This window comes from Salipiger bermudensis, assembly GCF_020171625.1.
In the GTDB taxonomy this organism is placed as follows: Bacteria; Pseudomonadota; Alphaproteobacteria; order Rhodobacterales; family Rhodobacteraceae; genus Salipiger; species Salipiger bermudensis_B.
The window spans coordinates 170,195-188,885 of the sequence record NZ_JAIUZY010000003.1; the positions used below are offsets into that span (position 1 = coordinate 170,195).

General features: G+C 68.7%; 19 protein-coding genes, 1 tRNA gene and 1 riboswitch. Of the genes, 5 read left to right on the plus strand and 15 right to left on the minus strand.

What is annotated here, in order from left to right:
* Positions 1-80: 80 nt before the first annotated feature.
* From LCM15_RS04330 to lpxK, 3 genes are read left to right on the plus strand one after another with little or no spacing between them, the layout of a single operon-like run.
* Complete coding sequence (locus LCM15_RS04330; protein WP_224853409.1) at positions 81-323, plus strand: DUF4170 domain-containing protein; 243 nt, start codon at positions 81-83, stop codon at positions 321-323.
* A 5-nt stretch (positions 324-328) separates the two neighbouring features.
* Positions 329-1,573, plus strand: coding sequence for a 3-deoxy-D-manno-octulosonic acid transferase (locus tag LCM15_RS04335; RefSeq protein WP_224853411.1), 1,245 nt, complete (start codon positions 329-331; stop codon positions 1,571-1,573).
* Positions 1,573-2,562: a tetraacyldisaccharide 4'-kinase gene (gene lpxK / locus LCM15_RS04340; RefSeq protein WP_224853413.1), complete on the plus strand. Its 990-nt coding sequence runs from the start codon at positions 1,573-1,575 to the stop codon at positions 2,560-2,562. The genes LCM15_RS04335 and lpxK overlap by 1 nt, the downstream gene beginning before the upstream one ends.
* Before the next feature lie 28 nt (positions 2,563-2,590).
* On the opposite strand, the gene LCM15_RS04345 is transcribed toward lpxK, so the two are convergent.
* On the minus strand, positions 2,591-3,457 hold the full coding sequence (locus LCM15_RS04345; protein ID WP_224853415.1) for an N-formylglutamate amidohydrolase: 867 nt from the start codon (positions 3,455-3,457) through the stop codon (positions 2,591-2,593).
* Positions 3,458-3,663: 206 nt separating this feature from the next.
* On the opposite strand from LCM15_RS04345, the gene LCM15_RS04350 reads away from it, so the two are divergent.
* Both LCM15_RS04350 and ykgO read left to right on the plus strand, forming a co-directional pair.
* Positions 3,664-3,738 (plus strand) — tRNA-Val (locus LCM15_RS04350).
* Between the two features lie 91 nt (positions 3,739-3,829).
* Positions 3,830-3,955, plus strand: coding sequence for a type B 50S ribosomal protein L36 (gene ykgO, locus LCM15_RS04355; protein WP_007792261.1), 126 nt, complete (start codon positions 3,830-3,832; stop codon positions 3,953-3,955).
* 561 nt (positions 3,956-4,516) lie between these two features.
* Here ykgO and LCM15_RS04360 read toward each other — a convergent pair.
* The 14 genes from LCM15_RS04360 to LCM15_RS04425 form a co-directional block, all read right to left on the minus strand.
* Complete coding sequence (locus LCM15_RS04360) at positions 4,517-5,188, minus strand: phosphoribosylanthranilate isomerase (RefSeq protein WP_224853417.1); 672 nt, start codon at positions 5,186-5,188, stop codon at positions 4,517-4,519.
* Positions 5,189-5,343: 155 nt separating this feature from the next.
* Positions 5,344-5,694, minus strand: coding sequence for a LapA family protein (locus tag LCM15_RS04365; RefSeq protein WP_224853419.1), 351 nt, complete (start codon positions 5,692-5,694; stop codon positions 5,344-5,346).
* 9 nt (positions 5,695-5,703) lie between these two features.
* Positions 5,704-5,985 carry an integration host factor subunit beta gene (gene ihfB / locus LCM15_RS04370; protein WP_224853421.1) on the minus strand — a complete coding sequence of 94 codons (282 nt, stop codon included), beginning with the start codon at positions 5,983-5,985 and terminating at the stop codon, positions 5,704-5,706.
* A gap of 474 nt (positions 5,986-6,459) precedes the next feature.
* On the minus strand, positions 6,460-8,220 hold the full coding sequence (gene rpsA, locus LCM15_RS04375) for a 30S ribosomal protein S1 (RefSeq protein ID WP_224853423.1): 1,761 nt from the start codon (positions 8,218-8,220) through the stop codon (positions 6,460-6,462).
* A gap of 226 nt (positions 8,221-8,446) precedes the next feature.
* Positions 8,447-9,439 carry an aldo/keto reductase gene (locus LCM15_RS04380; RefSeq protein WP_224853425.1) on the minus strand — a complete coding sequence of 331 codons (993 nt, stop codon included), beginning with the start codon at positions 9,437-9,439 and terminating at the stop codon, positions 8,447-8,449.
* Complete coding sequence (gene cmk, locus LCM15_RS04385) at positions 9,436-10,059, minus strand: (d)CMP kinase (RefSeq protein WP_224853428.1); 624 nt, start codon at positions 10,057-10,059, stop codon at positions 9,436-9,438. The genes LCM15_RS04380 and cmk overlap by 4 nt, the downstream gene beginning before the upstream one ends.
* 172 nt (positions 10,060-10,231) lie before the next feature.
* Positions 10,232-11,575, minus strand: a complete 1,344-nt coding sequence (gene aroA / locus LCM15_RS04390) for a 3-phosphoshikimate 1-carboxyvinyltransferase (protein ID WP_224853431.1) — start codon at positions 11,573-11,575, stop codon at positions 10,232-10,234.
* Between the two features lie 137 nt (positions 11,576-11,712).
* Positions 11,713-12,426, minus strand: coding sequence for a tRNA (guanine(46)-N(7))-methyltransferase TrmB (gene trmB, locus LCM15_RS04395; RefSeq protein ID WP_224853435.1), 714 nt, complete (start codon positions 12,424-12,426; stop codon positions 11,713-11,715).
* 383 nt (positions 12,427-12,809) lie between these two features.
* Entirely contained in the window at positions 12,810-13,988 is a 1,179-nt protein-coding gene (gene metK / locus LCM15_RS04400) for a methionine adenosyltransferase (RefSeq protein WP_224853438.1), read from the minus strand.
* Between the two features lie 3 nt (positions 13,989-13,991).
* A riboswitch (SAM-SAH riboswitch) is annotated at positions 13,992-14,040 on the minus strand.
* 14 nt (positions 14,041-14,054) lie between these two features.
* The gene (gene lnt, locus LCM15_RS04405) at positions 14,055-15,605 is read right to left on the minus strand and encodes an apolipoprotein N-acyltransferase (RefSeq protein ID WP_412103274.1); all 1,551 of its coding nucleotides are present in this window, start codon (positions 15,603-15,605) and stop codon (positions 14,055-14,057) included.
* The gene (locus LCM15_RS04410) at positions 15,598-16,569 is read right to left on the minus strand and encodes a hemolysin family protein (RefSeq protein WP_224853441.1); all 972 of its coding nucleotides are present in this window, start codon (positions 16,567-16,569) and stop codon (positions 15,598-15,600) included. The genes lnt and LCM15_RS04410 overlap by 8 nt, the downstream gene beginning before the upstream one ends.
* A gap of 36 nt (positions 16,570-16,605) precedes the next feature.
* A complete protein-coding gene (ybeY, locus tag LCM15_RS04415; protein WP_224853455.1) occupies positions 16,606-17,088 on the minus strand; it encodes an rRNA maturation RNase YbeY in 483 nt (160 codons plus the stop codon).
* Between the two features lie 159 nt (positions 17,089-17,247).
* Positions 17,248-18,228 carry a PhoH family protein gene (locus LCM15_RS04420; RefSeq protein WP_224853458.1) on the minus strand — a complete coding sequence of 327 codons (981 nt, stop codon included), beginning with the start codon at positions 18,226-18,228 and terminating at the stop codon, positions 17,248-17,250.
* Between the two features lie 151 nt (positions 18,229-18,379).
* Entirely contained in the window at positions 18,380-18,685 is a 306-nt protein-coding gene (locus LCM15_RS04425) for a hypothetical protein (protein ID WP_224853461.1), read from the minus strand.
* Between the last annotated feature and the right edge of the window lie 6 nt (positions 18,686-18,691).

Genomic DNA, 18,691 nt, shown 5'->3' on the forward strand with positions numbered 1-18,691 from the left:
CCGCCCCTCGCACGGCTGGGCGCTTGACCTCGCTGGGCGAGACCGTAGGTTGCGCGCGTCTTCACCTGAAAGGTCAGAGCATGGTTCAACGACTCCACCTCGTGTTCGGCGGCGAACTCGTGACCCCGGAAAAGAACGTCTTCAAGAACGTTGACGACCTGCACATCGTCGGGATCTTCCCCGACTATGCCAGTGCCCACGACGCCTGGAAGGCCGAGGCGCAGCGCACCGTCGACAACGCCCACATGCGCTATTACATCGCCCATCTTCACCGTCTGCGCGACGAAGAGGCCGAGACCTCGACCACCGAGGAACTCGGCTGACGCCCTTGCCCCGCAAGCCCTTCGCGCTCTCGGCCTATCTCGCCTCGGCGCGCGGTCGCCCAACGGCCGCGCCCTCGGTGGTGCCGCGCCCGGACGGTCCGCTGCTGTGGATGCATGGCGCGCGGCTCGACAGCGTCCGCGCGCTGGCCGCGCTCGCGGCCCGCATCCGCGCCCAGCGGGACGAGATCTCGGTGCTGCTGACCTGGCATCCCAGCGTGCCCGCCCAGCCCTATCCGGGCTGTATCGGCGCGCCGCTGCCCGCCGACACCATCGCCGACGCACAGAGCTTCGCCGCCCACTGGCGCCCCGATATCGGTCTCTGGACCGGGCAGGCGCTGCAACCGGCGCTGCTGTCGCGGCTTTCGGATACCGGCACCAAGCTCGTGCATCTCGATGCCGGCAACGATCCGTGGCACGTGCCGGGGCCGATCTGGCTGCCCGATTGCACCACCGCGACGCTCGAGCTGTTCGACCGGATCTTCTCGATCGACGACATGGCACACCGGCGCCTGCGCCGCCTCGGCCTGCCCGACGAACGGCTGCGCCGCGCCGGCCCCCTGAGCGAGAGCGCGCCGCCGCTCGACTGTTCGCCGGATCTGCACGAGGAGATGGCACAGCTGCTCTCGGGCCGTCCGGCGTGGCTTGCCGCGCGGGTGCGCGCCGACGAGGCGGCCGAGATCCTGCAGGCGCATCGCCGCGCCATCCGCCTGGCGCACCGGCTGATCCTGTTCATGGTCCCCGCCAGCCGCGAGGATGGTGCCGAGATCTGCCGCATCGCCCGCGAGTCCGACCTGCGCAGCGTGGTCTGGGACGACGGCGAGATGCCCGACGAGAACACCCAGGTGCTGGTCACCGAGGACGATTCGGAGCTCGGGCTGTGGTACCGCCTCGCCCCCATCGCCTTCCTCGGTGGCTCGCTGCGCCCGGGCCATGGCGGAGAGGACCCGCTGGCCGCCGCCGCGCACGGCGCCGCGCTGCTCTATGGGCCGAATGTCGGACGCCACCTGTCCGCCTACACCCGTCTCGTCGACGCCGGCGCCGCCCGCATCGTGCGCGATTTCGACAGCCTCGCCTCGGCGGTCTCGCAGCTGGTGGCGCCGGATCGCGCCGCGGCGATGGCCCATGCCGGCTGGGACGTGGTCAGTCAGGGCGCAGCGCTCACCGACAAGGTGATCGCGCAGGTGTTCCGCTGGCTCGACGGCGAAGACGACCCGCGCGACAACAACGACACGCCCGGGGAGGCCGCCTGATGCGCCCGCCTGCCTTCTGGTACACGCCGCCCGAGCGCCCCGCCCTGCGCGCCCGCCTGTTGGCCCCGCTCGGCGCGCTGACCGCCCGCACCACCGCCCGCCGTGTCGCGGCCCCCGGCACCTCGGTGGGCGTGCCGGTGATCTGCGTCGGCAATCTCAACGCCGGCGGCACCGGCAAGACCCCGACCGTGATCGCCCTGATCGAGCGCCTGAGCGCCCGCGGCAAGGCGGTGCACGTGGTCTCGCGCGGCCATGGTGGACGGCTCGAGGGGCCGGTGCGGGTCGATCCACTTGGCCACGGCCCCGGCGATGTCGGCGACGAGCCGCTGCTGCTCGCCGCCTTCACGCCGGTCTGGGTGGCGCGCGACCGCGCTGCCGGGGCGCGCGCGGCGGCAGAGGCCGGGGCGCAGGTCATCGTGATGGATGACGGCTTCCAGAACCCGGCGCTGGCCAAGGATCTCTCGATCATCGTGGTGGATGCGGCCAAGGGCTTCGGCAACGGGCGCTGTATGCCCGCAGGCCCCCTGCGCGAGCCCGTAGAGGCCGGCCTTGCCCGCGCCGACCTCGTCCTCTCGATTGGACCCGATGCCGCCCAGAGGCGCTTCTCCGCCGCCTGGGGGCGCCATATCCCCCTGCCCCACCTGACGGGCCACCTCGCGCCCCTGCAGACCGGCATGAGCTGGGAGGGGCTGCCCGCCTTCGCCTTCGCCGGCATCGGCCACCCGGAGAAGTTCTTCGCCACGCTCAAGGGGCTCGGGGCAGAGCTGCGCGGCATCTCGGCGCTCGACGATCACCAGCCCTTCACGCCGCAATTGCTGACCCGGCTCGAGACCGACGCCGCGCGCCTCGGCGCGCAGCTCGTCACCACCGAGAAAGACGCGGTGCGCCTGCCGGCCGAGTTCCGCCCCAAGGTGCTGACCCTGCCGGTGCGGCTGCAGATCAAGGACGATACGGCACTGGCAGAGAGACTCGACACGCTGCTCGCCTGAAGCCCGCACCGTCAGAGCGGAGGCAGGGTCACTCCGCGGCCAGCGGCTTTCCCTGTTCACGATGCCCGATCGCGGCGATCTCGGCCACCACGCCGCGCAGCACGCGCCGGAAGGCGTGGAAATCGGCGTTCGGTCGGATCCGCGCCTCGTCCATGTAGACCGAGCGGTCGATCTCGATCTGGATGGCGTGTTGCTGGCGCGAGGGCCGGCCATAGGCCTGCGTCACATAGGCGCCGGCAAACGGCGCGTTGCGCACCACCGACAGCCCGGCCCGGGCGAACGCCGCCTCGACCCGCGACACGATCTCGGCCGAGGCCGAGGCGCCGAAGCGGTCGCCGATGACGATCTCGGGCCGCCGGGCGGAATTGCGCGCCACCCCGTCCACCGCCTCGTGCGGCATGGAGTGGCAATCGATCAGAACCGCCTCGCCGAAGCGGCGGTGCGCGCTCTCGACCAGCTCGCGCAGCTGCGCGTGGTAGGGATGCCAGTAGTGCGCGATGCGACGCTCCGCCTCGGACAAAGGCATCTTGCCGCGATAGATCGCCCGCCCGTTCGAGACCACCCGCGGCACCACGCCCAGACCGCTCGCGACACGCGGATTGTGTCCGCTGCGGCGCACCCCCTCGACCAGCGCCGGGTCAAGCTCGTCCGGAGCGCGGTTGAGGTCGAGAAAGGCGCGTGGCGCCCCGGCGCGCAGCAGCGGCGCGCCGAATTGCGGCGCGCAGTCGAACAGCCGGTCGACAAAGGCATCTTCGGACGAGCGGATGGCGTGCTCGTCGAGCACGGTGTTGCGCAGGAAGCTCCACGGGTAATCGCGCCCCGAATGCGGCGAGGCAAACACGGCGCAGGAGGTGGCCGCCTCCGGCAAATCGAGATGAAAGGCGACTTTGGGCATTCGTCCTCCTGAGGAGCATAGTTTAGCGCGAATTCCCCGAGGGCAAAAAGCCTGTTTTCCTCGCGGGATGGAAACCGGCATTCTTTGCCAGAAAAGCTCTTGCCACCATCTCCGACTCCACTTATAGAGCGCTCCACCGGCGCGGTTCTCCCGCGCCCCACTTACTTCTGGGGCACGGAGACACGGGCATCGCGCAGGCCATGAGAGGGCGGTTAGCTCAGCGGTAGAGCACTACGTTGACATCGTAGGGGCCACTGGTTCGATCCCAGTACCGCCCACCATGGTCCTAATTCACCACCTCCGCGGGGTCGCGCCCACGGTAGGTCCCGCAACGCAAGGCGCTCGCGCGCCGCGACAAGAGGAGAGACCACAATGAAGGTCGCAAACTCGCTCCGCTCGCTCAAAAAGCGCCATCGTGACTGCCGCGTTGTGCGCCGCAAGGGCCGCGTCTACGTGATCAACAAGACCCAGCGTCGTTTCAAAGCCCGCCAGGGCTGAGGCGATCCACGGATCACAAGACATGCGAAAGGGCCGCCCACTCGGGTGGCCTTTCTGCTGTTTGGGGTAAGGGTCTTTCGGCTGAGGGACCACGAACAGCTTTGCGCCGGCACGGTGCCTCCTCCCCTCTCCCAATCGTTAGACGCGCAGCGCCCCGATCGTTAGTTGCGCCGCCACGGACTGGCCTGTGCCCCCATTTTGGGTTGGCGCGCGGATCCGCGACACGGCTGCGGCGCCGCAGCGGCCCGTCTTCCGCATTCCCTATCGCACCCCCCCTGGCGCCGCCACGAACGCGTCCTGCGATCCGTCCTCGCAGGCGCGAGCGCAGAACCGCACCTCGTAGGCTTAAGCGGGGCACTGCGACGCGCCGCCCCCCGTGGCTCCGCGATCACCTTCCTTATCCGAGGAGACAAATGCCCTGCCGTGTGCGGGCGGATACTCACGTGCTCGGGAACGAGCGTAGCTCAGACACGCGGTACCGGGTCAGGGCTCTCCTGCGCTGCTCCAAGCGCAAGACAGGCCGCCGGCGGGCCGTAACACCCGCCTTCAGGTACAAAAGGCTCAAAGGCGCGGCACCGAGCCTGCCTCGGCCGCATCGCTGACCGCCTGCAGGAAGGCGCTGATGCGCGCGGCGTCCTTCGTGCCGGGGGCTGCTTCCACTCCGGAGGACACATCCACCTGCCGCGCCCCGGTCATCGCGATGGCCTGCCCGACATTGGCCGGGGTCAGACCGCCCGCCAGCATCCACGGACCGGGCCAGCGCCGCCCGGCGATCAGCCGCCAATCGAAGGCCAACCCGTTCCCGCCCGGCAGCGCCGCGCCCTTCGGCGCCTTGGCATCGACGAGGATCTGGTCGGCCACCTTGCCGTAGTCGAGCAGCGCCGGCAGATCCGCCTCGCTCGCGACGCCCACCGCCTTCATCACCGGAAGCCCGTAGCGGGCCCGGATCTCCGCGACCCGCTCGACGCTCTCACGGCCGTGCAGCTGCAACATGTCGAGCGGCACCTGCGCCATGATCTCATCGAGCAGCGCGTCCTCGGCGTTCACCACCAGCCCCACCTTGGCAAGCCCGACCGGGGCCGCCAGCGCCAGCTCACGCGCCTGAGGGACGCTCACGTGCCGCGGGCTCTTGGGAAAGAACACGAAGCCGGCATAGCTCGCACCGGCCTCAGCCGTGGCCACCACGTCCTCGGGCCGCGTGAGGCCGCAGATCTTGACGCGAATCTCACTCATCACACCCCGCCTCCGGACCGCGCGCGGCCCTGTCTTCTCTGGTTCAAAAATACCTCGAGGGAGTCGCAGCTTCGCTGCGACGGGGGCAGCGCCCCCTTCTTTCTCCTCCGGGCGATGCGGCCGCGCCTCGGCGCCTGCCGCAGCTCAGACCGCGCTCAGGCGCTCTGGTCGAGAATCGCCAGGACCTCGTCCTTGTCCTTGTCGCGCTCGGCCTGGGTCTTCCTGAGCTCGCGCTCGAGCTTGCGCACCTCTGCCTTGCGCTCGGTCGCGGCGGCGCGGTGCTTGTGCTCGCGCATCCACTCCCAGACGAAGCCGATCAACAGGCCGAACACGATGCCGCCGAAGAACACCAGGAACAGCGGCAGCGACAGGCTCTGCTGGAACTCCAGCAGGGTCGCGAGGTCCGGCGGCAGCAGCTTGAGCTCCACCATCGAGCGGTTGGCCATTGCGATGGCCACGAGGACGATCGCGAGGACGCCCAGAAAGGCATAGCGAATGTAACGCATGGTCTTGTCTTACTTTCCGTTCAGCCGGTCACGAAGCAGTTTGCCGGTCTTGAAGAATGGCACGTGCTTCTCCTCGACTTCAACCGCTTCTCCGGTGCGGGGGTTCCGCCCGAGCCGCGCATCGCGTTTCTTGACCGAGAAGGCACCGAAACCGCGCAGCTCGACCCGGTCGCCCCGCGCCATGGCATTGGTGATTTCCTCGAAGATCGTGTTCACGATCCGCTCCACGTCCCGTTGGTAGAGATGCGGGTTATCCTCCGCGATCTTCTGGATCAATTCAGACCTGATCATCGTCGCACATCCCTCGCTGCGTCTTTTCGCGCTGCTCGCAGTTCTACGACACTTCCCGCGCGCGCGCCAAATGGAAACCGGCGGATCACGCGGAAAAGCATTGGAAAGCAGCGCTTTGTCGGCCCTCACCGCAGAAAGAGGCCGGTCGCGGCCCTGCCAGCGCGATGCTGCAGCGCGGAAATATCTGCGGTTCGAAATGCGATTCGGCCCGGCGGGACGGGCCATGTTGCCCGACGCCCAGCCCGCAGAGCGTCGACAACGAGGTGCTTCGGAAGGCGACCGTGGCGCACGCTCCACGGCCTGTTCGCGTCTCGAGGCCGATCTCCCCGCGTCGACCGGGCGAAGCAGTTGGAGACCAACCCGGTACCACTCGCACCACCAACAGCGTCCGCCGCGCGGTCCCAGATCGCACGAAAAAGCCCCGCCGGATCGCTCCGGCGGGGCCAATCTTGTCAGCGCGTCAGCGCCTCAGGCTCAGTTGTCGCCCTTGAGCGCTGCGCCGAGGATGTCGCCGAGCGATGCGCCGGAGTCGGACGAACCGTACTGTTCCACGGCTTCCTTCTCTTCGGCGATCTCGCGGGCCTTGATCGACATGCCGAGACGACGGGTCTTGCTGTCGATGTTGGTGACGCGGACGTCGATCTTGTCGCCCACCGAGAAGCGCTCGGGGCGCTGCTCTGCGCGGTCGCGCGACAGGTCGGAGCGGCGGATGAAGGACTTCATGCCCTCGTATTCCACCTCGATGCCGCCATCTTCGATTGCGGTGACCTCGACGGTCACGATCGAGCCGCGCTTCACGCCGCCGACCGCGTCAGCGAACTTGTCGCCGCCGAGTGCCTTGATCGAGAGCGAGATACGCTCCTTGTCGGTGTCCACTTCGGTGACCACGGCCTGAACCACGTCACCCTTGCGGTACTCCTGGATGGCTTCCTCGCCGCGCTGATCCCAGCTGAGGTCGGAGAGGTGCACCATGCCGTCGATCTCGCCGTCGAGACCGATGAACAGGCCGAACTCGGTGATGTTCTTGACCTCGCCCTCGACCTGCGTGCCCTCGGGGTGGGTCTCGGAGAAGACTTCCCACGGGTTGCGCATGGTCTGCTTGAGGCCGAGCGACACGCGGCGCTTGGCCGGGTCGATCTCGAGCACCATGACGTCGACTTCCTGGCTGGTCGAGACGATCTTGCCGGGGTGCACGTTCTTCTTGGTCCAGGACATTTCGGACACGTGAACGAGGCCCTCGACACCCGGCTCCAGCTCCACGAATGCACCGTAATCGGTGATGTTCGTGACGCGGCCCTTGTGGACCGAGGCCAGCGGGTACTTGACCGCCACCAGATCCCACGGGTCTTCCTGCAGCTGCTTCATGCCGAGGGAGATACGGTGGGTTTCCTTGTTGATCTTGATGACCTGGACCTTCACGGTCTCGCCGATCGACAGGATCTCCGAGGGGTGGTTGACGCGGCGCCATGCCATGTCGGTGACGTGCAGCAGGCCGTCCACGCCGCCCAGGTCGACGAACGCACCGTATTCGGTGATGTTCTTGACCACGCCGTCGACCGTCTGGCCTTCGGTGAGGTTGGCGATGACTTCCGCACGCTGCTCGGCACGGCTCTCTTCGAGGATCGCACGACGCGAAACAACGATGTTGCCGCGGCGACGGTCCATCTTGAGGATCTGGAACGGCTGCTTGAGGCCCATGAGCGGGCCAGCGTCGCGCACCGGGCGCACGTCGACCTGCGAACCGGGCAGGAACGCAACCGCGCCGCCGAGGTCGACGGTGAAGCCACCCTTGACGCGGCCGAAGATCGCACCTTCGACGCGGGCGTCGTCGGCGTAGGCCTTCTCGAGACGGTCCCATGCCTCTTCGCGGCGGGCCATCTCACGGGAAATCACGGCTTCGCCGCGGGCGTTCTCGGCCGCGCGGAGGAAGACTTCCACTTCGTCACCGACGGTGATCTCGGGAGCTTCGCCGGGATTTGCGAATTCTTTCAGATCGACGCGGCCTTCCATCTTGTAGCCGACATCGATGATGGCCTGGCCCGCTTCGATCGCGATGACCTTGCCTTTGACAACCGAACCTTCGTCCGGGGTGTCCATTTCGAGGCTTTCATTAAGGAGGGCCTCGAATTCCTCCATGGTCGAATTAGCCATGTGGCGTTCTGTTCCTTTACAACGGTTTTCTGGCCGGGCGGTTGTCTCCGCCGGTCTTGGCTGTCCCCCGCTGAAAGCGGGCAACGTTGGTCGGTCCTGGCGCTACAAAACAAAGAGGGCCGGTGATATTCCGACCCTGCTCGCCTCCCTGTCCGCAGCTTTGCGCCTGTCTTGACGTCGCGCGATATACGCCGAAGCGCCCGCCGGATCAAGCCCCGAGCAGCCGCAAACCCCGCTTACGCAGGGTTTCGCGGCGTTTTCCGCCGCCGCAGGGCGGCTCCGAACCGCCCTTGAGGGGGCGTGCGGCGACTCAGCAGTAGTTCTCGGGCCCGATCCACTGCGCCCGCGAATAGCGGTCGCCATGGCACCAGCCCACCGGCAGCACCGCCTCGATCCGCGCCATATCCTCGGGCGTGAGGCTGGCCTCGGCCCCCTGCACCAGCTCGCGGAAATGGCCGACCGAGCGGGTGCCCGGAATCGGCAGCACGTGATCGCCCCGGTGCAGCGTCCAGGCGATGGCGAGCCCGGCGGCGCTCAGCCCCATCTCGGCGGCCAGCGCGCGGAAGCCCGCCACGATCTCGAGGTTGCGGCTCAGGTTCGGCTCCATCATCCGCGGATTGCTTGCAAGAAACGGGTTGCCGGCGATGCGGTCGCGGTCGATCGGATCGTCGGTGAGCAGCGAGCGCCCTACCGGCGAGAACGCCACGAGCGCGACGCCAAGCTCGGCGCAGGCCTGCACCATGCCCATCTCGGGCAGCCGGGTGGCAAGCGAGTATTCCGCCTGTACCGCCGCGACCGGGTGCTCGGCATGGGCCAGCCGCAGCGTCGAGGGCGCGATCTCGGAAAAGCCGATGCTGCGGCATTTTCCCTTGTCGACCAGCCGTCCCATGGTGCCGGCCACCTCTTCGACCGGGATCTCGGCCTGATAGCGGTGCACGTAGAACAGATCGACGCAGTCGGTGCCCAGCCGCTCGAGCGAGGCGTCGAGCTCGGCTTCCATATGCTCCAGGGAGTTGTCGAAGCGGCGATTGCCCTCGGCGTCCTGGGTGATGCCCGCCTTCGTGGCGATGTGCAGCCCCTCGCGCGCGCCGGGATTGGCGCGCAGCCATGCCCCGATGGCGCGCTCCGACCGGCCCATGCCGTAGACGTTCGAGGTGTCGATATGGCGCACGCCCAGCTCCTGCGCGAGGTCGAGGATCGCCTGCGAGTTCTCCTCGGTGGTGGCACCGTAGAAATCGGCAAACGACATCGCACCGATGCCGAGGCAGGAGGTCTCGAGCGCCCCGATCCGCCGCGTCTTCATGCCGTGTCTCCGTCCGGGCGTCGCGCCGCGACCGCGGCGATGGCCTGAGCCACCGCGGCGCCGATATCCAGCTCCGAGGTGTCGAGGACCACCGCGTCCTCTGCCGGGCGCAGCGGCGCGTCGGCGCGCGTGGCGTCGCGGTGGTCGCGCTCCTTGGTATCCGCCAGCACCGTCTCGTAATCGGTCTCTGCCCCGCCGGCGCGCAGCTCGTCATAGCGCCGCCGCGCGCGCACCTCGGCGCTGGCGGTGACGAACAGCTTGGCCTCGGCCTCGGGACAGATGACCGTGCCAATGTCGCGCCCGTCAAGCACCGCACCGCCGGCGCGGCGGGCATAAGCGCGCTGGAAGTCGACCAGCGCCGAGCGCACCTCCGGGATCGCCGCGACCTTGCTCGCCGCCTGCGCCACGTCTGCGGTGCGCAGCCCCTCGGCCTCCAGATCCTCGGCCACCAGCGCCAGCGCCGCGTCGATCGGCTCGACGCCGTCGAGCATGCGCTTGCCCACGGCGCGGTAGAGCAGCCCGGTGTCGAGATGCCCAACGCCGAAATGCGCCGCAACGGCCTTGCTGATGGTGCCCTTGCCGGCGGCGGCCGGCCCGTCGATGGCGATGGTGAAGCTCATGCTGCTGCCTCCTTGATGCGTCCCGCCGTTATGGCGAGCGCGGACGGCAGCTTCAACCCTGGCCCCGCTCCAACCGCCACGGTCGGGCCGCCGGGTCCACGGCGCCCGCAGCCGGCAAACCGGGATCAGCGGAACCGCACGCTCACGGCACAGCCCGTCCGCACGCGGCCCGTCAGAGCCGCTCGATCACCGCGCCGAGCCCGCTCATCAGCGGCTCGAAGATCGGGAAGGAGGTCGCGATGGGGCCACCGTCATCGACCCGCACAGGCTCGGTCGTGGCCAGCCCCATGACGAGGAACGACATGGCGATGCGGTGATCGAGGTGGCTCGCCGTCTCGGCCCCGCCCGGCACGTTGCCGTGGCCGCGACCATGCACCGTCCACCAGTCCTCGCCCTCGTCGACCGCGACACCGTTGGCGCGCAGCCCCTGGGCCATCGCATCGATCCGGTCGCTCTCCTTGACCCTCAGTTCCTTGACCCCAGGCATGTGGGTCTTGCCCTCGGCAAAGCTCGCCACGACAGACAGCACCGGGTACTCGTCTATCATGCTGGCGGCGCGCTCGGCAGGCACTTCGATCCCCTTGAGGTCCGGCGAGAACCGCGCCCGCAGATCCGCCACCGGCTCACCGCCCTCTTCGCGCGGGTTCTCGAAGGTGAGATCCGCGCCCATCTCCTGCAGGGTGAAGAACAGGCCCGCGCGGGTCGGGTTGAGGCCGATATTGGGCACCAGCACGTCCGAGCCTTCGGTGATCAGCGCGGCGCAGACCGGGAAGGCCGCCGAGCTCGGATCGCGCGGCACCACGATGACCTGCGGCCGCAGTTCCGGCTGGCCGGTGAGCGTGATCACCCGGCCCTCCGCGGTGTCCTCGGTGACGACCTTGGCGCCAAAGCCGGTCAGCATCCGCTCGGAATGGTCGCGCGTCGCCTCGCGCTCGATCACCACGGTCTCGCCCGGCGCGTTCAGCCCCGCCAGCAGCACCGCCGATTTGACCTGCGCCGAGGGCACCGGCGTGGCGTAGCGCACCGGCAGGGGATCGCGCGCGCCGACGATGGTCATCGGAAGCCGCCCCCCCTCGCGGCCCACCGCCTGCGCCCCGAAGAGCGCCAGCGGGTCGGTGACCCGCGCCATCGGGCGCTTGTTGAGGCTGGCGTCGCCGGTGAAGGTCGCGGTGATCGGCGTGGTCGCCATCGCCCCCATGATCAGCCGCACCCCGGTGCCCGAGTTGCCGCAATCGATGACCTGCTCCGGCTCGGCGAACCCGCCGACGCCAACGCCGTTCACGTGCCAGGTGTCGCCGCGCTTCTCGACCTCGGCCCCGAAGGCGCGCATCGCCTTGGCGGTGTCGAGCACGTCCTGCCCCTCGAGCAGCCCGGTCACCCGGGTCTCGCCCACCGCCATGGCGCCAAGAATCAGCGACCGGTGCGAGATCGACTTGTCTCCCGGCACATGCGCCTCGCCGCTCAGCCCGGTGGACCGGCGTGCAATCATCGGAATGGCTTCCCCGTGGCTCGACATCTCGCCCCCTCGCGTCCTGCTCTGTTATCGCTCACGGCGCTGATAGCAGCCGCCCGCGCCCCTGTCTTCTCTTCGTTCCCAAATACTCCGGGGTGAATTGGCGCAGCGCGCCAAGAGGGGCAGCGCCCCTCCCCCGCTCAGCGTTTGCGGAACGTCATGTAATGCGGCACCCGGCCTTCGCGCAGCGCCTTCTGCTCGTAGCGGGTCGAGATCCAGTCGCCCCACGGCTCGCGCCAGTCCGCCGGCCCCTCGGCCAGCCACTCGAAGCCGGCCTTGGGCACCTCGACCATGGTCTGGCGCACGTAGTCGGGAATGTCGGTGGCGACGCGGAACTCGGCCCCGGGCTTCAGCACGCGGGCCAGCGGCTCGAGATGCTCGGGCGTGACGAAGCGACGCCGGTGGTGGCGCGCCTTGGGCCACGGGTCGGGATAGAGCAGGAAGGCCTTGTCGATCGAGGCCTCGGGCAGCACGTCGAAGAGGTTGCGCACGTCGCCTGGGTAGACCTTGACGTTCTCGACCCCCGCCCGGCGGATCTTGCCCAGCAGCATCGCCACGCCGTTGATGAAGGGCTCACACCCGATCACGCCCACGTCTGGATAGGTCGCGGCCTGATGCACCATGTGCTCGCCGCCGCCGAAACCGACCTCGAGCCAGACCCGCTTGCCGCCGAACATCGCGCCCGTGTCGAGCGCTTTGCGCTCTGGGTTCTCGTCCCAGTCCACCGCGCCGGGCGAGAGCTTTGCGAGATCCTCGTCGAGATAGGCTTCCTGCGACGCCTTCAGCGTCTTGCCCTTCACGCGGCCATAGAAGTTGCGCCACGGGGCGCCGGGATGCTTGTTCGAACTGGTCATGGCCGGGGGCTTTAGCGTCAAGCCGCGCGCGGGGCAATCCCGCAACGCGCCCGCGGGTCGGGCGCACGCCATCCGCGTGCTCTGCGAAAGCCCGCCTCGTGCGCCACGTCCTTCGAGGGGCGCTCGCGTTGCACTGCCTTCGAGGCCCGCTCGCGCGGACCACCCTCGCGCGGCAGGGCCCTCCTGTGGCATTACCCTCCCGCGGCACCGCCCTCGCGCTTCACTGCCCTCGCACGGCACTGCAACCGTTCGGACCCGCCCTCACGCGAGCGGTGCCGCAGTGTCCCCGCGCTCCCCGCGCGTCTCCACATACGAAAAAGGCCACGCGCGGCATCGCTGCCGCGCGTGGCCCGTGTATCGCGAGGGGTCTCCCCCTACCCGGCTCAGACCTCGCGGCTGAGTGCGTCAGCGAGGTCGGTCTTTTCCCACGAGAAGCCGCCGTCGGCCTCCGCGGCGCGGCCGAAATGGCCATAGGCGGCGGTGCGCTCGTAGATCGGCTTGTTGAGGTCGAGATGGGTGCGGATGCCGCGCGGCGTCAGGTCCATGACCTTGGGGATCGCGCGCTCGATCGCCGCCGGGTCGACCTCGGCGGTGCCGAAGGTGTCGACGTAGATCGACAGCGGCTTAGCCACGCCGATGGCGTAGGACAGCTGCACCGTGGCGCGCTCGGCCATGCCGGCGGCGACGATGTTCTTGGCCAGGTAGCGCGCCGCGTAGGCCGCCGAGCGGTCGACCTTGGACGGGTCCTTGCCCGAGAACGCCCCGCCGCCATGCGGTGCCGCACCGCCATAGGTGTCGACGATGATCTTGCGGCCCGTCAGGCCCGCGTCACCATCCGGTCCGCCGATCACGAAGGTGCCCGTCGGGTTCACCCACCACTCGGTCTCGGCCGAGAGCCAGCCCTCGGGCAGCACCTCGCGGATATAAGGCTCGGCGATAGCGCGGATGTCGTCCGAGCTCAGCGACGGATCGAGGTGCTGGTGCGACAGCACCACCGAGCTCACGCCCACCGGCTTGCCGTTCTCGTAGCGCACCGAGAACTGCGACTTGGCGTCGGGGCCGAGCTGCGGTTCGGCACCGGACTTGCGCGCCTCGGCGAGGCGCTTGAGCACCGCGTGCGAGTAGAGGATCGGCGCCGGCATCATCTCGGGCGTCTCGTTGGTGGCGTAACCGAACATGATGCCCTGATCGCCCGCCCCCTCGTCGCCGCGCTCGCCGGTCACGCCCTGCGCGATATGGGCCGACTGCTCGTGCAACAGGTTGGTGATCTCGCAGGTTTCCCAGTGGAACTTGTCCTGCTCGTAGCCGATATCCTTGATACAGGCGCGGGCGATGTCGGGGATACGCTGCATGTAGTCATGCAGCTTGTCCTGATCGGTGAGGCCGATCTCGCCGCCGATCACCACGCGGTCGGTGGTGGCAAAGGTCTCGCAGGCGACTCGCGCCAGCGGGTCCTCGGCAAGGAGCGCGTCGAGCACGGCATCGGAAATCCGGTCGCAGACCTTATCCGGGTGGCCCTCGGACACGGATTCCGAAGTGAAAGTGTAATTCTGTCGGGACATATTTGCTCCATTGGGTACCAGCCGTCACGCCAGGAAGCCGTTGTGACGGGGATATGACGGTTATCGCTACGTCGTTGCGGACTCGGCGTCAACCGAAACCCGGCGTCGCGGCAAATAGAGCGTAAACGCCAGCAGCCCAAGCAGGATCGCCAGCGGCAGATCCCCGGTGCGGCTGTAGAGCGTGACGCGCAGCGGCGGCGGCAGGGGCGTGTCGAGATAACCGGCCTCGCCGAGCGGCAGGCTGTCGAGCACCCGCCCCGCCCCGTCGATCACCGCCGAGACGCCGGTATTGGCAGCACGCAGAAGCGGCAGCCCCTGCTCCACCGCCCGCATCCGGGCCTGCGAGAGGTGCTGGTACGGACCGGATACGGTGCCGAACCACGCGTCGTTGGTGATCTGCAGCAGCAGGTCCGGGCGCTGTGGCGAGCGCAGATCCTGGGGAAACACGGCCTCGTAGCAGATCAGCGGCAGCGCCCGGCCAAGCTCGGGGCCGAGATCGATGGTGCGCGGCCCCGGCCCTGCGCCGTAGCCGCCGGCGGCGCGCTGCGCCAGCCCGCCGACCTCGATCCGCGCGAAGAGCGGCGCGAAAGGCATGTACTCGCCAAAGGGCACGAGATGGTGCTTGTCATAGGTCGCCTCGACCGCGCCGGCGGGCCCGGTGAGCGCCAGCGAGTTGAACCAGGTCTCGCCCTCGACGCGCTGGATGCCGAGCGCCACCTTGGCGGGGCCGGCGGCGTCGGAGATGCGCGCGATCGCGTCGCCTGCATTGTTGAGCAGCATCGGAACCGCGGTCTCGGGCCAGACGGTGAGCGACGGACGATCGAGCCCTTCGCTCGCCGGGGCGGCGGTGAACTCGACCTGCCGCTCGAAGAAGATCGGCACGAAGGCCCGGTCCCATTTCTGGTGCTGCGGCGCGTTGGGCTGCACCAGCCGCACCACCGGGCGCCCGGCGAGATCCTGCAGAGGCGGGGTGAGCGCCGCCCCGCCCGCGACCAGCCCCACAAGACCGGCGAGACCTGCGGCCACGCGCGGCCAGCCGAGGCGGAGGTCGCGCAGGCCCGCGACGAGCAGCGCCGCGATGCCGAGGGTCAGGACGGTCAGCCCGTGCGTGCCGACGACGGCCGCCCATTGCAGCGCCGGGGTCGGCGCCCAGAGCGAGCCCAGCGTGGCCCAGGCGAACCCGGTGAACAGGTAGGCGCGGGCCAGCTCGACAGCCGACCAGATCACCACGAGGGCAAACAGCCTGCGACGCGGCGCCGCGCGCCCGCCCCCCCAGAAGGCCAGCGCCCAGAACAGCGCGAGCCCGGCGGCCAGCAGCGCCAGCGCAAAGGGTGCCATCCAGCCGGTAGTGGCGGCATCGACCTGGAACGGCTCGGTGACCCAGTTGAGCACGAGCGCGAAATAGCCCACGCCCGCGCCCCAGCCGCAGGCCAGAGCGGCGCGCGGGCCGCGGGTCTGCGAGAACAGGGCGACGATGGCAAGCAGGCCGGCAAAGCCCGCCCAGGTCAGGGCCCAGGGTGCCTGCCCCAGCCCCAGCGCCGCGCCCGCCGCCACGGCGAGCGCCAGCCGCGCCAAAGCGCCAAGACGGCTGTGCGCGCGCCGTTGGATGTCAGGCACTCTGCGCCTCGGCGGTGGCCTCGGTGCGGGTCTCGCTCGGCAGCGGCGCCACCGGCTCGGCCGCGCGCGTGGCGCCCGGACCGGCGCTCGCGGCCTGTTCGTGCGGGCGGATGCGCAGACGCTTGATCCGGCGCGGATCGGCGTCGACCACCTCGAGATCGAAGCCGCCCGGATGCGGCACCACCTCGCCCCGCGCCGGGACGTGGCCGGCGAGCATGAAGACCAGACCGCCAAGCGTGTCGATCTCTTCCTCGTCGATCTCCTTGTCGGCGGTGAGCGAAATGCCGGTCTGGGTCTGGAACTCTTCGAGCGGCGTGGTGGCCAGCGCCAGCCAGCTGCCGGATTTCTCGCGGAAGAAGTTGCGGCCCTCGTCGATATCGTGCTCGTCCTCGATCTCGCCGATGACCTGTTCGATCAGGTCCTCGATGGTCACCAGCCCGTCGACCCCGCCATATTCGTCGATCACCAGCGCCATGTGCCGCCGCTCGGTCTGCATTTTGGTGAGCAGCACGCCGATCGGCATCGAGGGCGGCACGAAGACCAGCGGGCGCAGGATCTTCTTGAGGTCGAAATCCTCGTCGCTGCCATTGAAGCCGTGACGAAGCGCGAAATCCTTCAAATGCGCCATGCCCACCGGGGTGTCGAGCGTGCCCGAAAACACCGGCAGACGGGTCATGCCGCTGTCGCGGAAGACCTGAACCAGCTCGGATTTGGTGACGGTGTCGGGCACCGCGACGATCTCGGCCTTGGGAATCGCCACGTCCTCGACGCGCATACGCCGCAGGTTCATCATGCCCGGACGTGGCATGGCGACCGTGACGGAGGTGCTGCCAGGCTCCTGGCCCTGCCCCTCCTCCGGTTTCAACGCTTTGATGAGGCGGCGGAAAAGTCCATCGCCCGCGGTTGCATCTGTCAGCTGCTGCGCGCTTTGCGCTGCCGTAGACGAGCCGTCGTTATCGCCCATTGTTCCTATCCAAAAACGGGGCCGCGGCCCCAAGCGTTACGAATATGGGTCCTCGATACCCATTTTGCCAAGTATTTCTGCCTCGAGAGTTTCCATCACCGTGGCTTCCGCGTCACTGATGTGATCGTAACCCAGCAGATGCAGCGTGGCGTGAACCATCAGGTGGGTGATGTGATCCTCGAGCCGCTTGTCCTGTTCCGCCGCCTCGCGGGCGCAGGTTTCCCAGGCGATGGCAATGTCGCCCAGCTCCTCGGGCATCCCGTCGGGTCCGCCCTCCGGCAGCACCTCGGGGTCGCGTTCCTCGGAGGGCCAGGACAGCACGTTGGTGGGGGTGGGCTTGGCGCGGAAATCGCCGTTCAGCTCGGCGATGCGGGCATCGTCACAGGCAAGAACGGCAATCTCGAAAGCGTCGGGGTCGAGGGCGAGATGCGACAGCGCGGCGCGGGCGGCGCGTTCGGCCAGAGCCTCGAGCCCGGCCGCCTCCCAGCGCGGATCTTCGAGGAGTGTGTCGGTCAGCATCAGGGCCTGGTCCTGCTTGTGTCTACGTCGCCGCCGGGGGCGCTGCCCCCGTCCCGGACCTGCGTCCGGGCCTCCCCCAAGGTATTTTGAACCAGAGAAGGACAAGGGGCGTATAGCGGCTGGCGTCGGGCGCGCAAGAGGCAGGCGCGCCACCGGATCTCAGCCGGCGACGTCCTGCTCGTAGGCCTCGATGATGGCAGCGACCAGCGGGTGGCGCACGACGTCCTTGGCGCTGAAATAGTTGAAGCCGATTTTGTCGATCGCGGAAAGAAGGCGCTCGGCGTCCTGCAGGCCCGAGGGCACGCCGCGCGGCAGGTCGACCTGGGTGCGGTCGCCGGTGATCACCATTCGCGAGCCCTCGCCGAGGCGGGTGAGGAACATCTTCATCTGCATGGTGGTGGCGTTTTGCGCCTCGTCTAGCACCACGAAGGCGTTCGACAGCGTGCGGCCGCGCATGAAGGCCAGCGGCGCGATCTCGACGGTCTTTTCCTCGCGCATCTTGGCGAGCTGCTTGCCGGGCAGGAAATCGTTCAGCGCGTCGTAGAGCGGCTGCATGTAGGGATCGACCTTCTCCTCCTGCGTGCCGGGGAGGAAACCGAGACGCTCGCCGGCCTCGACCGCCGGGCGGCAGAGGATGATCTTGTCGACCGCGCCGGTGATCAGCATGTTCACCCCCACCGCGACGGCGAGATAGGTCTTGCCGGTGCCGGCGGGGCCGATGCCGAAGCACATCTCGTGCTGGTAGAGCGAGCGCACATAGGCCTTCTGGGCGTCGGTGCGCGGCTCGATCAGCTTCTTGCGGGTCTTGATCTCGACCTTGCCGCCCTCGAACATCTCGAGCTGGCCGCCGCTGGCCTCTTCCTCGGGCTCGGGGGCGAGGCGGAACTCGCGATCGATATCGGCCCGGCCCACCGAGCGCCCCTGCTCGAGCCGCTGATACAGCGCGCCGAGCACCTCGCGGGCGGCGGCCTGCGCCTCCTCGGGGCCGTGGATCGCGAGCTGGTTGCCGCGGCGCAGGATCTGCACCCCGGTCCGGGTCTCGATATCGGTGAGGTTGCGGTCAAATTCGCCGCACAGATCGATCAGCAGCCGGTTGTCGGGGAATTCGAGGATGGCTTCTGTGAGAGTGCCTGTCGTCACGCATGTCTCCTGCGCCTAGAGTCGGTCCCATGGTGCCAAGCGGTCCCGGGAAGGGCAAGCCCCGCAATGGCCCCCCTGCCCCCGCAAGACGCAAAACGACCGCGCGATGGGCACCGCGCGGTCGTCTCTGTTCATCGGGCTCTGCACCGGGTCAGATCGGATCGCCGATCGACGAGGTTGCGCCCTGCTTGAATGCGCCGGTCGCCACCGTCGGCGGTGCCACGCCGGAGCAGATCGGTTTGCCGTAGCGGTCGTAGCGGCGGGCGAGATAGCCCTCGACGCCATCGTCGGCGATCCAGTTGTCGCAGCCATCGGGATCGACCCAGATGCCCCACTTGATCTGCGAAAGATCGTCGCGGTCGACGGTGTTGCGGTCCTGGCTCTTGTCGGGGCCGGCATCGCAGGCGGAGAGCGCCAGCGCGGCGCCGAGGACGAGGGCAATGCGTACAGTCTTCATGGTCGT

Excerpts from the sequence above, each read along its gene's own strand:
- LCM15_RS04330 (WP_224853409.1), top strand. The coding sequence starts at position 81 with ATGGTTCAACGACTCCACCTCGTGTTCGGCGGCGAACTCGTGACCCCG.
- lpxK (WP_224853413.1), top strand. The coding sequence starts at position 1,573 with ATGCGCCCGCCTGCCTTCTGGTACACGCCGCCCGAGCGCCCCGCCCTG.
- LCM15_RS04345 (WP_224853415.1), bottom strand. The coding sequence starts at position 3,457 with ATGCCCAAAGTCGCCTTTCATCTCGATTTGCCGGAGGCGGCCACCTCC.
- ykgO (WP_007792261.1), top strand. The coding sequence starts at position 3,830 with ATGAAGGTCGCAAACTCGCTCCGCTCGCTCAAAAAGCGCCATCGTGAC.
- LCM15_RS04360 (WP_224853417.1), bottom strand. The coding sequence starts at position 5,188 with ATGAGTGAGATTCGCGTCAAGATCTGCGGCCTCACGCGGCCCGAGGAC.
- LCM15_RS04365 (WP_224853419.1), bottom strand. The coding sequence starts at position 5,694 with ATGCGTTACATTCGCTATGCCTTTCTGGGCGTCCTCGCGATCGTCCTC.
- ihfB (WP_224853421.1), bottom strand. The coding sequence starts at position 5,985 with ATGATCAGGTCTGAATTGATCCAGAAGATCGCGGAGGATAACCCGCAT.
- LCM15_RS04380 (WP_224853425.1), bottom strand. The coding sequence starts at position 9,439 with ATGAAGACGCGGCGGATCGGGGCGCTCGAGACCTCCTGCCTCGGCATC.
- cmk (WP_224853428.1), bottom strand. The coding sequence starts at position 10,059 with ATGAGCTTCACCATCGCCATCGACGGGCCGGCCGCCGCCGGCAAGGGC.
- aroA (WP_224853431.1), bottom strand. The coding sequence starts at position 11,575 with ATGTCGAGCCACGGGGAAGCCATTCCGATGATTGCACGCCGGTCCACC.
- trmB (WP_224853435.1), bottom strand. The coding sequence starts at position 12,426 with ATGACCAGTTCGAACAAGCATCCCGGCGCCCCGTGGCGCAACTTCTAT.
- metK (WP_224853438.1), bottom strand. The coding sequence starts at position 13,988 with ATGTCCCGACAGAATTACACTTTCACTTCGGAATCCGTGTCCGAGGGC.
- LCM15_RS04410 (WP_224853441.1), bottom strand. The coding sequence starts at position 16,569 with ATGGGCGATAACGACGGCTCGTCTACGGCAGCGCAAAGCGCGCAGCAG.
- ybeY (WP_224853455.1), bottom strand. The coding sequence starts at position 17,088 with ATGCTGACCGACACACTCCTCGAAGATCCGCGCTGGGAGGCGGCCGGG.
- LCM15_RS04425 (WP_224853461.1), bottom strand. The coding sequence starts at position 18,685 with ATGAAGACTGTACGCATTGCCCTCGTCCTCGGCGCCGCGCTGGCGCTC.